Source organism: Enterococcus sp. 2STP (genome assembly GCF_032465635.1).
GTDB lineage: Bacteria > Bacillota > Bacilli > Lactobacillales > Enterococcaceae > Enterococcus_B > Enterococcus_B lactis.
Genome location: NZ_JAWDJH010000019.1, coordinates 275511 through 290735 on the forward strand (window position 1 = coordinate 275511; position 15225 = coordinate 290735).

A 15225-nucleotide genomic window follows, 5' to 3' on the forward strand; every position below is an offset into this window, starting at 1 on the left:
CTTATTCCACGATTTTTTTCATCAATTGCAACAGTTGACGTACCTCTTCTGGGCGTGTATTCCCTGTATCCTTGTCGATAATTGCACTATATACATGAGGGATGACCTTTTTCACTCCTGCGTCTATCGCGATCCGTACGATTTCTTCCACATTATCAAGGTCGATCCCACCAGTTGGCTCTAAATAAAAATCATTGGCAGCACAAGCTTCCGCTAAGGCTTTATATTCTTTGATATGGGAAAGTCCCTTCATAGGAAAATATTTGATCGAGCTGCCGCCCATATCTTTCAACAATCGAATAGCTGTTTCAAGTGTCACGATTCCTGCAGGTCCTTGTGAACTTAAAGGACCAGTTGCGATGTTTACGTACCCTTCTTTACCCGTGGGAGAAACCAAACCGTTGATGACCGTTTCTGTCTGTTTCAATACTGCTCTGGAAGCTCCTACTCCTGTAAATACTTGATTGACATGCTGAGGCTGCAATACTTCGGCTAAACGAGTGACCATCTGGCTCTGGTTTGGGTCTCCCGCGCCTAGACCGATGGACAAGGCGTTATTTGTTGCTTGCTGGTATTTTTTCATTTCTGCAATAGCTGTTTCGTCGTCAGAAAAGTTCTTTGAAAGTACACCTAAAACGATATGGCCTTCTGCTGCCTCATAGCATTCTTTTGCGTTTTCTACAGAATCTGCTAACACATTTAGACAGATCTTATCTTTTAAATAATTGGGACTTAATCTCATTCCTTTTTCTCTCCTAGTTCTTCAAGATTTCTTTTAAACGATCGATGATTTTTGCCATCTCCTGTTGACTGACAGAACGGATATCGAATTCGATGATGCCGTTGTTTGCCTGGTATTCTCTTGTATAGATGGCAGGATTTTTTTCTTTCAATGCTTTAATCACTTGTTTAGCTGATTGATCTCCTGAAACTTTCACACTTGCTCGATAGATTGCTCGACCTGCGCTATCTTGAACGATCTTAGCTTCTAAATGATTGATCTGATTAAGTTGTTCAATGAATGGCTGTAGTCTTTCTTTCATTGCAGGGCCAGACTCACTGCCTTTGTTCAAATAGTCTTCCACTGCTTGGACAAAACCAAGGATATTTTCCTTTCCGATTTTCATGGAACGTCCAATTCCTTTTGATTGCATCCGGACCCATGAAACATACGTTTTTTTCCCAATGACCATTCCGGCACTTGGTCCTTCGATTGCTTTTGCCCCTGAATAAATAACCAAATCAGCGCCCATTTGCACATATTTTTTCAGATCTTCTTCTGCCGCGGCATCAACGATCAACGGAATCTGGTGCTTTTTGGCAATCTGTGCTGCCTCTGACACGTCAAGCATACTTTTTTGTACCGTGTGATGACTTTTTATATAGAGAATCCCTGCTGTTTCTTCTGTGATCATCATTTCGATTTGTTCCGGCGTACACATATTGGCGTAACCTGCTTCGACTACCTGACCGCCTCCTTGCTGCACCATGATTTCCACAGCCGTTCCGTAATCTACATTGTGTCCTTTCGGCAAAATGATTTGTCGTTTTTTGATGGATTCTGCATAAGGATGATAAAGAGGATACAGTTCTCCTTTGCCTATAACAGCAGCTACCGATTGAGCGATTCCTGCAGAGGCGGATGAAACGATCTGGACATCTTCTACTTCTAGCAAATCGGCTAAATATTTTCCTGTTTGAATGCTTAATTCTTCCATCTCAAAAAAATGCTGACCGCCAAAACGTTGCGCGTCAAGAACTGTCTCTGAAAGGGTCGAGACGCCTAGAATCGTCATTCTTCCTGAAGCATTGATGACTTTCTTCAACTGAAATTTCTCATGATTCGCATGCATAACTTTTTCCTCCGATGATTGTTTGCACTGGTTTGATTTGCTGATTTGATTGTCTTTTCTCTCCATTGGAATCGATTAGTTCCTTGGGTTGATTGATCAATTCAAAAACAGTAAAATCAGCGTCAAAGCCTTCTCTGACTTGTCCCTTTGTCTTCAAATGGAAATTCTGTGCAGGAACTTCCGTCACCTTTTCGATGATTTCTTCCCACGTATATCCGACAAGCTTCAATTTTTCCATCGTTGTAGCTAAGTCATAGACTGGACCGTTTTTGCGATTACGAATATAGATATCTGTACTGATCGTATCTGCTTTTATCCCTTGGTGATAGGCCGTTTCCGCAACTTGGAAATTAAAACTATCCGTCCCGTGTCCGATATCGAAGATGATTCCTCGATTTTTTGCTTCTACAGCTATTTGTTTGATTGTTTTCGTTTCTTGATCCAAGATTCCGTTTGTTTTCCCATTGAAACAATGAGTCATGATATCTCCTGATTCCAGTAAAGAGAGGATATCCGGCAATTCAGGCGGAGCAGAACCGATATGGACCATCAAAGGAAGCTGATGGTTTTCTTTTTGTATCCTTTTTGCCAGTTCTAGTGGAGTGATGCCGTTTTGACCAACTACGCTCTTGCTCATCCGTGCTTTGATTCCAATAATGAAATCTGGCAGTTCCTTGATTTTTTGCTTTACCATATCAGCTTGAATCTTGTTTAGATCTGCTAGTTCATCTTGTGCAACGATTCCCCATTTTGAGATATTCAAAAGCGCATAGACATTTGTTTTTGCCTGTTTGGCATGTTCATAAAAATCAGCAATGTTTTCTGCCCCAGTTGTCCCTGCATCTATGACTGTTGTCACACCTTTATTCACACCGATCTGATCTGGATAATCATAATACAAAGTCATTTCCTCAAAACAATGAACATGATCGTCGATCCAACCAGCCGACAAATATTGCTGAGGGGTCAAGCTGATTTCCTGACGAGCTTTTTGTGTGATGAGAGGGGCGACTTCACAGATCTTTCCTTTTTCTATCCCGATATCGAAGATCTTCCCGTTAAGCTCTCTTGCATTTTTAATGACTAAATCATACATAATCATTCCTACTTTTCTATAAATTTGAATTTAGACCATGGATGAATGAACGGTAGCAAGATCAATTCTTCTGGAGTAATATGTCCTACTTTATTCTTTCGCGGATCACTGTGCGGCTCCAATACGATCTGCAGTTCGTTTTTATATTTGCCAAAGCGGTCATTCCCAACGACAACATCTCCTACGACAAATTCAAACTCAGTATCATGTACTTTGTTTTCGTCTTTTTGGTATTTTTTTCGAACTTCCGTTGATCGGATCACTTGGTCTGTGATGTCCCCTCGACGAACATGTTGCTCTTCCAATACGATTTGCCGTTCCACCTCATTTACATTTGCAACAAATTCAATTCTAAAAACAGTCTGGTAACGATCCAAATGCCCTAATGACTTCAATTCTTCTTCACTTGCGTATGCGTTTCCAATAATTATATCATCAATTAGGTTTGTGGCAAACAAATGCTTGGCCGCTGTTTCGACAGAAAGATGGCGATGCATTTCTAAAGTAGGCAGTCCATCATTGATATCCCATGGTCCGATTGTACCTGATTGTGAGGTAATGAAGGCTGCCGTTCGAATACCGTTTTTTTTGAATCGTTCGCTACTTGATTGAAAAAAATGATACGGCAAAGCCGTTCCTTCTTGCGGGTAAAAATTATGACAGCCATATAGAAAAGATGTATTTGCCTGATGCGTCAAGATATTTTCTAGATAAGCGACATCATTACTCATATTCAACTCGATGGCCAAGTGATAAGGATTAAAAGTCAAAAGTGCTTCTTTTCGCCCATCAAATCCTAAGTCCAAACGAATGCCATCTGCGCCTAATCTATGGAAAAAACCTAAATCATCATAAGAAATATTCAATTGTTCAAAGATAGCAGGCGAAACATCTACTATCGTTTCAAATCCCCTCTCTTTTGCAAAAAAGATTAATTGCTGAAATTTTTTCTGAACAACTTCCGGATCTTCCGTGACCTCAAGCATACTCATAAAAATTCTGCTGAATCCATACTGATGGGCTGTTTCGATATACTCACGATCTTTTTGAGGATCACTGTGGTCTGGGTAAAGGGAAATGCCTAATGAACGTTTCATGGTTTGTTCTCTTCTTTCTTTTCAATTATAGTCGTTCTTCGGTGACACCATCTGTCAGAGTGAGATCTGCTTGCTCTTTCGCTTGCTCCTCTGCTTCTCTAGCCAATTGCTGTTTTTCAAATACTTTGAAGAATGGGTAATAAATAGCCAAAGTAATCAAGAAATTACCAATAACCAATAATCCTGCTGCAACGCTCCAGTTCGTGCTCATCCAAGCAGCAATCGGCGCAGGCATCGCAAACGGCAGACGCGCAACCATCATTGGCACGACACCGCTGACAGTGAGAACATAAGAAAGAGTGGTCGTCACAAGAGGGGCAAGAATAAATGGAATCCCCAAAACTGGGTTCATCACTACTGGTGCACCGAAGATCATCGGTTCATTGATATTGAACAAACCCGGTAAAATGGACAAACGTCCTAAGCTTTTTAAATACTTGGATTTAGAAAACATGAATAAGACGACCAACGCAAGAGTGGTTCCTGCTCCGCCGATCCAAACGAACCATTGTAGAAATTGTTCAGTAAAAATATTTGGCATGGCGTGAGCACTTGTCCCTGCATTAAATGCATCGATATTTTCAGCAATCGAAATATCCCAAAACGGACGAATAACCGGACCCATGATTGCCGGACCATGGATTCCTAACACCCAGAAGAAACAAATCAGAAAGACAGTCAAGAGACCGCCAAACAAGCTGTTACCCGCTAACACACCTTTCAAAGGCATAAGTAGTTGACTCAAAAATCCATTTAAATCGAATCCAAGCATATGGCGGATGATCCAAAAGAAAATCAAGATGACTGCTCCTGGTATCAATGCAACGAAAGAGTTTGTTACTTCTGGCGGTACACCATCTGGCATTCGGATAGTTATTTTTTTCTCGATAAAAAACCGGTAGATCTCTACTGAAATAATTGCCGTCACGATCGCCCCAAACAATGAGCCCGATCCTAGATTAGCGATGTTGATGTAACGTCCGGCTGTGATTTCTCCTACATCTTCTAAAATGCGTGTAGGAGGAGCTGCCACGATCAGAAAAGACATTAATGCCAAGATACCTGCCGTCAATGAATCAAGTCGATAGCTTTTCGCTAAAGAAGAAGCAATCCCGAATGTTGCATAAAGAGCAAGGATACCAACTGTATAGCGAAAAGGAATATCTAATATCTCACGGTAAGGTTCAATGACTGCCGCAACTGATTCAATCGGGATATTCAGTAAAATCGTAAAAAATGAGCCTACGATCGTCAGTGGCATAGTGGCAATGATTCCTTTTCTGATGGCAGTCATATGTCGCTGAGTACCGATACGATTGGCTACGGGCATGATTTTTTGTTCGATAATTCCTATAAATTTATCCATCTTCCTTCTCCTTTTATAACATTATAATGTTTACAATTGAATAATAACATACTTTACTATAATTTGTAAACGCTTTTCAAAAGATGCATTCCTCCTTTGTTCTTTTGGTTTTACAAAGAAAAGGAGGTGCAACAAAAGTCGTGTCACACCCCTTTATTCAGAATATATGTTCACCTAGAGTCAGCCTTGTATCTACGGTAATAAGTCCGACCAAATCAAAAACATGAGAAGCTGTTTTTTGAACTTGTTCCTTGTGACTCAGAGCTGAACGGCAGGGCTCACAACCTCTTGATAAACGGTGTTCAAAAGTCAGTTTCTCGGTATTAAGCCAAATTTATGCAAAAATGTAGAAAGCCATTTTCACAAAATTTTTCTTCATACTCGAAACTAAGCGACTTTTTCACAACCTCTTCCTTAAACGGTGTTCAATCAGCTGTTCTTCGGTATTAACTCAAAAAACGACAAAACATGAGGAACTATTTTTCCGTTTTTTTCTCTAATACTCAGGTCAAACCGCTGATTTCACAACTTCTTTTTTATTTATGTTTCGTAATCAATATGGTAAGGATGCAGCTCCGTATGATAGATTGCTTCTGAATATTCAATCATTTTCCCCATTTGCGTAGACGATTGCCGTATCCGTTTGATGCCAATCTGTGTGTCTGTTTTCAGAATTTCTTGTTCTTCTTCTGTTAAAAATACTGCAGAGAAATCATCAGAAAATGAGTCAATGGTATACCCTTTTTTTGTCAGCAGACGATACAAAGATTCTTTGTCAAATTCTTCTCTGCTGAATTGCATCATTTCTTGTGGAAGATAGTGGACAAAATAAATATAAGGCTGATTGTTCAAATAATATAAGCGCTTAAAACAAACAGCTTGCTCACCGAAAAATGAAAACAAAGGATCTTCCTTCTTTATATGGACCAATTGCAAATCTAGCGTTTCTTTCTGAACTTCATATTGGGAGTTCTTCAAGATCTGCGTAAAACTTGCCGCTTTGGATAATCGATTGTAAGGACGATTGCTTAGAACCGTCGTCCCACGACCACTTTTCTTTTCGACATATTCATCTGATGCCAGCAGCTCGATTGCCTTTCGGACAGTGATTTTGCTGACTTGAAACAGTTCTTCTAATTCACTTTCTGTCGGCAGCATCGAACCGACTGGATACTTTCCTGAGAAAATATCTTCTTTAATTTTATCTGCGACTTCCAAGTATAGTACACGTGTCCTTTTCATAACGTCACCCTTTACTTTACTATTACTAAAAGAATAGCACATAAAAAATAAAAAAAGAACACAAATCACATGGGAGAAGTGTGTTCTTTTTCATTCCACTGTTTTAATTATAGATTTTCGCCATTTGAGGCAATTACTTCTTTATACCAATCAAAAGATTTTTTCTTCGACCGGTTCAATGTCCCGTTTCCTTCATCGTCTAGATCCACATAGATAAAGCCGTAACGTTTACTCATTTCTCCTGTCGATGCACTGACTAGATCGATACATCCCCAGGGGGTATAGCCCATCAAATCTACACCATCTGCAACTGCTTGGGACATTGCTTCGATATGACGACGTAGGTAATCGATCCGATAGTCATCAATGATCGAGCCATCCTCTTCCACATGATCAATAGCACCAAGACCGTTTTCAACAATGAATAATGGTTTCTGGTAACGATTGTATAATTCATTCAATGCGATTCTCAACCCTTCTGGATCGATCTGCCAGCCCCATTCACTCGCCTCAAGAAACGGATTTTTTACGCCGCCTAGCAAGTTTCCTTCTGAAGTTGCGGCTTGCGGGTCAGTCTCATTGATTGCCGTAGACATATAGTAACTAAATCCGATGTAGTCAACTGGATATTCTTTTAGCAACTGGAAATCTTCTTCTGTTTGCTCTAATTTTTCCGAATCGACTCCATATTTTTTATAGGTACGGGCTGTGTACGCAGGGTATTCTCCGCGTACTTGAACATCCGTGCAGAAAAAATTGAATTCTTGATTTTGGATCATAGTTGCTGCCTGATTGACTGGATTGGCATCGATGCTATAAGTCGTTGCATAAATAATCATGCAGCCGATTTGGATATCCGAACGCAATTCGTGGCCGATTTTTGCAGCTTTGCTACTTGCCACGAACTGATTATGCCATGCTTGGAAAATATTTTGGTACTCTCCTGCTCCGTTGCTTTTTACTAATCCTTGACTTAAAGCTGGAAAATGAAAGGCCGAGTTGATTTCATTGAAAGTCATCCAGTATTTGACTTTACTGCTGTATCTCTTTAATACTGTCTGAGCAAATCGTTCATAGAAGTCAATCAGTTTTCGATTTTTCCAGCCACCATATTCTTTTGCCAAATGAAGAGGCATTTCATAATGAGAAATCGTGATCACAGGTTCAATATCGTATTTTAAGCACTCATCAATCAGCTGATCGTAAAATTCTAATCCCGCTTCATTCGGCGTGCTTTCGTCTCCGTTTGGAAAAATCCGTGTCCAGGCAATTGAAAAACGATAACATTTGAACCCCATTTCCGCAAATAAAGCAAGATCTTCTTTGAAACGATCGTAATGATCGATTCCGCGATGATTCGGGTAATTATATTTTTCTTGATCGATCGTCCAGTCAAATTCTTTACGACCGATGATTGCAAAACGCTGCTTACCTCCAGGCATAGCATCTGCAACGGATAACCCTTTTCCGTCTCGATCATAAGCTCCTTCTAATTGATTGGCAGCGGTTGCGCCACCCCATAAAAATTTTTCTGAAAAACGTGATTGCATCCTGATTTCCTCCTTATTTTACAATTGCTAGAACATCTTCATTCGCAATAATCTCTTTTTGGTCTAATTCAAGTATATCGGCAAATGCATCGGTATTTGTAATGACAACCGGTGTAATCACACTATAGCCAGCTGCTTTGATTGCTTCAATGTCAAAACGGATCAATAAATCTCCTGCTTTGACGAGGTCCCCTTGTTTGACTAAGATTTCAAAACCATTCCCATTTAATTCTACCGTATCCATCCCGATATGAATCAAAATCTCCGCTCCGTCAGTCGTTGTGATCCCTACAGCATGTCCAGTTGGAAAAATAGTCGTAATCTCTCCATCTGCCGGGGCAACAAGTTCCCCTACTTCTGGATCAATAGCGATACCTTTTCCCATCGCGCCAGAAGAAAAAACTTTGTCTGGCACTTCACTCAGTGGCAGTACTTTACCCGTTAAAGGACTCTTTAAGGTATGCCTTGCTGAAGTAATCGGTTCTCCTGCATTTGCATGTTTGTTTTCTAATTGATTGTCTTGTGTTTGTTCGTCAAATCCTAAAATCAGCGTACCTACAAATGCTAGAACAAAAGCGATTCCTGTAGCTATTACTGCTACTGTCACATTTGACTCTACACCATCTACCGTACTAATGAAGGTCGGAATCGTTAATAAGCTGACCAAACTGCTGGAGAAAGCTTTTACTCCAGAAAATCCGATAATAGCCCCTCCAATTCCTCCAGAAACACACGCTGCAATGAATGGTTTCTTCAACGGTAACGTCACACCATACACAGTTGGTTCAGTGATCCCAAATAACGAAGTCACTGTAGAAGAAATCCCTAATGCTCGAAGCTTCGTATTTTTTGTTCGTAACGCTACAGCTAAAGCAGCGCCACCTTGTGCCAAGATGGCTGGAAGAAGCATTGGCATCAATACATCAAACCCATATTGTTCGATATTCAAAAACATGATTGGTACGAAGCCCCAATGCATGCCGAACATTACGAATACTTGCCATAAACTTCCCATGATCAGACCTGCTACGATTGGACTAAATCCATAAATCGAGTTGAAGAGACCACCTAAAGCATTGCCGGCCACCGTCCCGATTGGTCCTAAAGCAAGAAATGTCAACGGAACCATCACTACTAAAACGACAAGCGGAACTAAAATCATTTGCAAAAATTGCGGAATCACTTTTTTTACGAATGGCTCTAATTTACTTTGCACCCATACTGCTAGAATGATTGGTATGACAGAAGAAGTATAACCAGACGGCGAAAGAATCACTGGGATCCCAAAGAAACTGATAGCTTCTCCCGCACCAGCAACTGCTGTGATAGCTGGGTACACAAGTGCCATAGCAATTGCTACTGCTAAAAACTGGTTGGCTTTGAACTTTTTAGCTGCTGTAAAAGCAAGCATGACAGGTAAGAAGGTAAAGACACCATCTGCTGCAGCAAACAATATTTCATAAGTACCGCTATCAGCTGTCAGCCAGCCCATCACCGTTGCCAATGACAAGAATCCTTTCAATACCCCGGCGGCTGCCATCGCCCCTAGAAAAGGTGTAAATATACTAGAAATGATATCAATTAGACGATTCAAAATATTTTTGGACTCTTCTTTTCCATTCTCCGAAACTGCAAGACCTTCCTCATCCACGATCGATTGATAAACATCTGCTACATTACTGCCAATCACTACTTGATACTGACCGCCACTTTGGACGACTTGGATCACGTCTGGGTCTTCTTTTAACTTTTGCGTATCTGCTAAGGATTCATCTTTTAATCTGAACCGCAAACGCGTAGCACAATGTACTAAACTTTTGACATTCTTTTGTCCTCCTACCGCTTCCCATACACGACGACCAACTGCTTGATTATCCATTGTTTTTTCCTTCTTTCTTTTTTTATTTAAAAAATAAAAACCCAGATTGAAAAAAACAGTCACAAACATTCGTGAACCTATTTTTTCAATCCAGGTTTTGCCTGCCATACAGTAACAATCCTTATGATTGGATGCTTTTTTTCTCACTTACTACTCTTTGAATATGGATCGTTAAATAAATCTGCTCTGCGATTCCCATTTCCTGTTTTTGCGTTTGTCGAAGATACTCATTGATCCGTTCGACACAATGAAACGCTTTTGGATACTTTCCTTGAACTAATGCGTAGAGAAATTCATCTTGTTCGTCAGATCCTTCCCCTTTGAGATAACGTTGGGCAAAAAACTGCAGATGAGTAATGATACGCTGATAATTCAAAGATTCTTCATCGAACACGATGCCGAAGAATTTACTGATGATACTCAGTATATCTCTTACCATTGTGGTAGCGGTCATCGTCACTTGCATGTCTTCGTTTCCTTGTTGGCTATTCACAAAATGAAAGGCAATAAAACCGGCTTCATCCTCAGAAAGTTCCACACCAGTCTTTTGTTTCACGAACAAAAGAGCCTCTTTCGCTGCTTGATATTCTTTCGGATAAAATTTTTTTGTTTCAAATAATAATGGATTAGGCAGTTGGATATTTTCTTTTGCCCGTGTGATCGCATAATGAAGATGATCGGTCAATGTCAGATAAATATTAGGCGAAAATTCAACTTTTAGTTTATCTTCAGCCAGTTCGACTACTTGTTTGACCCATTCGATCTCCTCTGCCGGAATATCAGCCATCAGCTGTTGGAATTGGTTTTTAGCAAAAGAATCTCTTAACACAAATTCTTTTTGGACCGCTTCTGGCGAAATCTCGTCCCCAATCTTTTTTTGAAAAGCTAATCCTTTTCCCATACAAACGACTTCTTCCCCGAATCCATTTTTCGAAATGACGACATTGTTATTCAAAATTTTATCAATTTTCATTTTGCTTCGCCCTCTCAAGAAAAATAAAAAAACCTAGAATTCGCCTACTGTTTCTTAGCTGAATTCTGGTTTTGCCTGCCGTACAGTAACAATCCATTTCTTATTCAAAATCATCATACCATCGATTTTTTATTTATGCAAGCCTTTTCATATAAAAAATAAAGATACTGGAACACAAGTCTATCTAGAAAACAACCAAATCAGAGATGCACCTCTTTGCGTTCCTCTTTTTTCAGCAAATCGGTTTTTCCTTATCGATTCATATCCTTTGGCTGTTTTTGATTTGTAACAACTTATGTCCCAGTATCCTAAAATGTTTTTGTCTCTAGATTGAAAGCAGTTCTCATATCATCGGTCGCATCCTTCATCGGTGTGACACTTTCCAGTTCTCCTTGTACAACGAGTCGCGTGACGGCATCCATGTCGCCACAAGTAATCAGCGTGACGATTTCTTTTCCCTCGACCTCGTTCAATAATTGTGTATCTGTAGGAGCAACTTTTTCTTTAAAAAATGTTTTATATGTATACACATTTTCTAAATCCGTCAAATAGATCTTGGCACCCATTTCCAAATTTTCCAGCGGTGTAAACAGCAATTCGGGATTTGTTGCACGATGGCTTGCTAAAGCATAGTTTCCTTTTCCCATCTCTTGATCTGGAGATAACGTTCCTGCACCGTAAAGCAGTGAAGTATTATCCAAGCCTTTGAAAATCGGTAAATTGATCGAAACAGAAGGTACTGCGATACTAGCAATCACTGGTAGATCTGTTCCGCTCATTTGTGACCTCATCACTCCTTCTGTTGTCATTGGTTCTACTGCGTCAAAGTCAAAACTGACATCTTTATCGTTATTCTTTTTCAAATCTTCTTTCGTTACATTCGCTATAGCATATCTGTCTCCTGTTAATCTGACAAGATAGTCTTTGATCTGTTCATTGAAAATCAAAGCTAGTCCTACTAATAACAAGAGGAACAAGAGGATATTGACTAGCCATCTTTTTGCTTTTCCTTTTTTCTTCATCTTCTCCCCCTCCAGTCTCATTTTACTGTTTTCCTTGTGCTCTTTCCAACAGCTGAATGACACATTTCTACAACTCTGTGTATTTTTTTCGTACACCTGCGCTTTTTTCTACAGGATATTTCAAATTATTTTTGATCAATTTTTCTTCAATGATCTCATCTAGATCCAATTGAAGATTGTCTGCCATCATGTATGAATAGATCAATACATCTGCCAGTTCTTCTTTGATTCGTTCTAATTGTGTTTCTTTTACTTCTTCCGGCGTTTTCCATTGAAAAAGTTCTAACAATTCAGATGCTTCCAAAGAAATAGAGATAGCCAAATCTTTTTCGTTATGAAACTGTCGCCAATTACGTTCATCTCTAAACTGGTTGACTTTTTCCATACTATTCATTTGCTTGCCTTCTTCCAATCATTTCTTACTTGATTAATCATACCATTTTTTTACATAAAAAATAGATGATGCTTTTTAAAAAACTCCTGTTTTCTTTTATTTAAAATAAATGTCATAGAAAATCAGTAATTTAGGTAGCCACCATGTGTATGCAGTAATGTGACTTCTTCCCCTGAGGCTTTTTGTTTTTCGATACGTTCTTCTCCCCAAACAGACATCGCTACTAGAATCTCTCTTAATGATTTTCCTTCTTCAGTGAGCGAGTATTCTACTTTAGGCGGGACTTGGTTATAGATTTTTCGATGGACAATACCATCTTGTTCTAACTCTCTTAACTGCTGGGTCAGCATTTTTTGTGTGATCGTAGGGATTTTCTTCCGTAATTCACCCGGGCGAATGGGACCATTACCTAAATGACATAAAATAATCGGTTTCCATTTTCCTCCGATGACTTCCAATGTTGCTTCGACGCCAATATGATAGATTCTTTCCATTTTTATCTCTCCTTAAAAAAGATACGCATCGTATCATAGCATGCTCCTTTCATTTTGTGAACTAACAAAGTCTCTTCCTCTGCGGTTTTTATACTTTCGTCAAAAAAGGAACTATATTTTGAAAAAAATAAGAATTTTTTCAAATGCTCAAACGTTTGAAGGTTCACATTTGTTACCAAAAAGTGCCTATGATACAAAAAAGTCGGTACTTCACGAATGAAGGATGAAGGTCTATATTCTCTATTTGTCAGAAAAATTTGAGGAGGAAATAAAATTGAATAAAAAAATTTCACCAATTTTTACGCTTATGGCTTTGGTAATCAATGCCTTTGCTATTGGATCTACAGAATTTATCAGCGTAGGGCTTATGCCTTTGATCGTTGATAGTTTTCATGTCAGTTTGGCTCAAGCAGGGCTGACGGTTTCTCTTTACGCGATTGGTGTGACAGTAGGCGCACCTTTACTCACTATTTTAACAGGAAAATGGAACCGTAAAATGCTGATGGCAGCAATCATGGTGGTTTTCATCATTGGAAATCTGCTGGCTGCTTTTTCTGAGGTATTTGTTTTATTGCTAGCTGGAAGAATCGTATCAGCACTTGCTCATGGGATTTTTATGTCTGTATCAAGTGTCATTGCCGCTGAAGTCGTCTCTCCTGACAAACGTGCAAGTGCGATTGCTGTCATGTTTACAGGACTAACGGTCGCAACCGTTACCGGTGTTCCTTTGGGGACATTCATCGGTCAGCAAACAAGCTGGCATATGACTTTTCTTTTTATTGCTTTCGTTGGAGCTATCGGTCTACTCGCCAATCTATTGCTCATCCCAAAAGATCTCCCAATACCAGGAGTTGTCGATCTGGGAGGGATTCTTCGGATAGCTAAAAATAAATTTTTAGTGGGCTCTTTTTTGATCACAGCTCTTGGGTACGGAGGAACATTTGCTGCTTATACCTATTTGACTCCGATTCTTGAAGACAAAATCGGTTATTCATCAGAAGCTGTCGTTATTTTGTTGATTATCTACGGCGTAATGGTCGCTATTGGTAATACAATCGGTGGTCATTTTTCGAACCGACGTCCATTAAAAGCTTTAGGTATCATGTTTATCTTGTTATCCTTATCTTTAGTATTTTTATTTGGAACGATTCTCAGCGGGAACTTGTTCTTTGCTACAGCAGCTACCTTTGTTCTAGGGCTATTTTCTTTTATGAATGTTCCGGGTCTACAATTATATGTTGTACAATTAGCTGAAACATATACACCGAAGGATATTACGCTTGCTTCTGCATTTAATATCTCTGCTTTCAACATTGGTATTGCATTCGGTTCTTTTGTTGGCGCACAAACGACTAAAACGATTGGTGTCACTTATGCTCCTTTATTTGGTGCTGTTATCGTTTTACTTGCTGTATTTTTAGTTTTCTGGTTACTGAATCAAGAAAAGAAAAACAAATAATCTTTCAAAATCAGTATGAAGGACTGTGACAAAAAACTTGTCACAGTACCTTTTATAACTTTTCCATTTTTTTAGCGATCCGCTCATTCATTTTTCTTTTCAATTCATTGATTCTTGTCTTCGCCTGGATTTCATGTAACGTGTTTTCTGCAAATTGTCCTACGTCTTCTCCAACCAATTCTAAGACAGGAAGACCATTTGAAGCACCTTCTTCAAAAAAGTCAAGCAACTCATACATCGCTGACAACATATCCATCCCATCCCCTGCGGTAAATTCCCAAAGAAATTTTTGTATCTCATTGTAGACGATCTGATAGTCAGCAGGAAGTTTTTTCAGGCGAGCCATTTGTTCGCGATATTCCGCTTTGTCTTCCATCATTTTTTTGATATAGCCAACCAAATTTTTATTGCTCATTTTCTTTGTACTCCTTTAGTTTTTCGATTTGACCTGAAATAAAAGACCAGCGTTTCCAAAATAATTCTAATTCCTGCTTTCCAGCTTCATTCAAAGAATAAAATTTTCTCATGGGTCCTACAGAAGATTTTCTCTTCGTAACGGTAACTAATCCTTTCTTTTCCAATCTCAAAAGAATCGTATAGACAGTTCCTTCCACGATATCTTCAAACCCGTATTCCTGTAAATTTTTGGTGATTTCATATCCATAAGTCTCATGACGATCGATGATTTCCAGTATGATCCCTTCTAGGACCCCTTTTAACATTTCCGTAATTCCGTTCATTTTTTCACCTGTACTTTCGCTATACTCGCTTTCATCATATTTTGAAATCATTGACACGTC

General features: G+C 39.3%; 15 protein-coding genes. 1 reads left to right on the forward strand and 14 read right to left on the reverse strand.

Features of this window, described 5'->3' with window-relative positions; all coding sequences use genetic code 11:
- Position 1: 1 nt before the first annotated feature.
- The 12 genes from dagF to RWU19_RS09040 all read right to left on the reverse strand — a co-directional run bounded on the left by dagF (position 2) and on the right by RWU19_RS09040 (position 12966).
- Complete coding sequence (gene dagF / locus RWU19_RS08985; RefSeq protein ID WP_123838134.1) at positions 2-742, reverse strand: 2-dehydro-3-deoxy-phosphogluconate aldolase; 741 nt, start codon at positions 740-742, stop codon at positions 2-4.
- A gap of 13 nt (positions 743-755) precedes the next feature.
- Entirely contained in the window at positions 756-1853 is a 1098-nt protein-coding gene (locus RWU19_RS08990; RefSeq protein WP_086323807.1) for a DgaE family pyridoxal phosphate-dependent ammonia lyase, read from the reverse strand.
- Positions 1837-2949: an amidohydrolase/deacetylase family metallohydrolase gene (locus RWU19_RS08995; protein WP_123838135.1), complete on the reverse strand. Its 1113-nt coding sequence runs from the start codon at positions 2947-2949 to the stop codon at positions 1837-1839. Before RWU19_RS08995 ends, RWU19_RS08990 begins: the two co-directional genes overlap by 17 nt.
- Positions 2950-2957: 8 nt before the next feature.
- The gene (locus tag RWU19_RS09000) at positions 2958-4046 is read right to left on the reverse strand and encodes a DUF871 domain-containing protein (RefSeq protein WP_002312111.1); all 1089 of its coding nucleotides are present in this window, start codon (positions 4044-4046) and stop codon (positions 2958-2960) included.
- Positions 4047-4071: 25 nt separating this feature from the next.
- The gene (locus RWU19_RS09005; RefSeq protein WP_002308290.1) at positions 4072-5412 is read right to left on the reverse strand and encodes a PTS sugar transporter subunit IIC; all 1341 of its coding nucleotides are present in this window, start codon (positions 5410-5412) and stop codon (positions 4072-4074) included.
- Between the two features lie 540 nt (positions 5413-5952).
- Positions 5953-6654: a GntR family transcriptional regulator gene (locus RWU19_RS09010; RefSeq protein WP_002308289.1), complete on the reverse strand. Its 702-nt coding sequence runs from the start codon at positions 6652-6654 to the stop codon at positions 5953-5955.
- A 107-nt stretch (positions 6655-6761) separates the two neighbouring features.
- On the reverse strand, positions 6762-8204 hold the full coding sequence (locus RWU19_RS09015; RefSeq protein ID WP_123838136.1) for a glycoside hydrolase family 1 protein: 1443 nt from the start codon (positions 8202-8204) through the stop codon (positions 6762-6764).
- A gap of 13 nt (positions 8205-8217) precedes the next feature.
- Complete coding sequence (locus RWU19_RS09020; RefSeq protein WP_123857995.1) at positions 8218-10083, reverse strand: beta-glucoside-specific PTS transporter subunit IIABC; 1866 nt, start codon at positions 10081-10083, stop codon at positions 8218-8220.
- 121 nt (positions 10084-10204) lie between these two features.
- The gene (gene licT, locus RWU19_RS09025; protein ID WP_002291144.1) at positions 10205-11056 is read right to left on the reverse strand and encodes a BglG family transcription antiterminator LicT; all 852 of its coding nucleotides are present in this window, start codon (positions 11054-11056) and stop codon (positions 10205-10207) included.
- 308 nt (positions 11057-11364) lie between these two features.
- Positions 11365-12078 (reverse strand): class A sortase, encoded by a 714-nt coding sequence (locus RWU19_RS09030; RefSeq protein ID WP_038398462.1) that lies wholly within the window; start codon positions 12076-12078, stop codon positions 11365-11367.
- Between the two features lie 67 nt (positions 12079-12145).
- Positions 12146-12472 (reverse strand): nucleotide pyrophosphohydrolase, encoded by a 327-nt coding sequence (locus RWU19_RS09035; RefSeq protein ID WP_002291148.1) that lies wholly within the window; start codon positions 12470-12472, stop codon positions 12146-12148.
- A gap of 122 nt (positions 12473-12594) precedes the next feature.
- A complete protein-coding gene (locus tag RWU19_RS09040) occupies positions 12595-12966 on the reverse strand; it encodes a winged helix-turn-helix transcriptional regulator (protein WP_070770432.1) in 372 nt (123 codons plus the stop codon).
- Positions 12967-13240: 274 nt separating this feature from the next.
- On the opposite strand from RWU19_RS09040, the gene RWU19_RS09045 reads away from it, so the two are divergent.
- A complete protein-coding gene (locus RWU19_RS09045) occupies positions 13241-14425 on the forward strand; it encodes an MFS transporter (protein ID WP_123838139.1) in 1185 nt (394 codons plus the stop codon).
- A 52-nt stretch (positions 14426-14477) separates the two neighbouring features.
- Here RWU19_RS09045 and RWU19_RS09050 read toward each other — a convergent pair whose 3' ends face one another.
- Entirely contained in the window at positions 14478-14840 is a 363-nt protein-coding gene (locus RWU19_RS09050) for a DUF1048 domain-containing protein (protein WP_002339072.1), read from the reverse strand.
- Positions 14830-15165, reverse strand: coding sequence for a PadR family transcriptional regulator (locus RWU19_RS09055; RefSeq protein ID WP_002308273.1), 336 nt, complete (start codon positions 15163-15165; stop codon positions 14830-14832). The genes RWU19_RS09050 and RWU19_RS09055 overlap by 11 nt, the downstream gene beginning before the upstream one ends.
- Between the last annotated feature and the right edge of the window lie 60 nt (positions 15166-15225).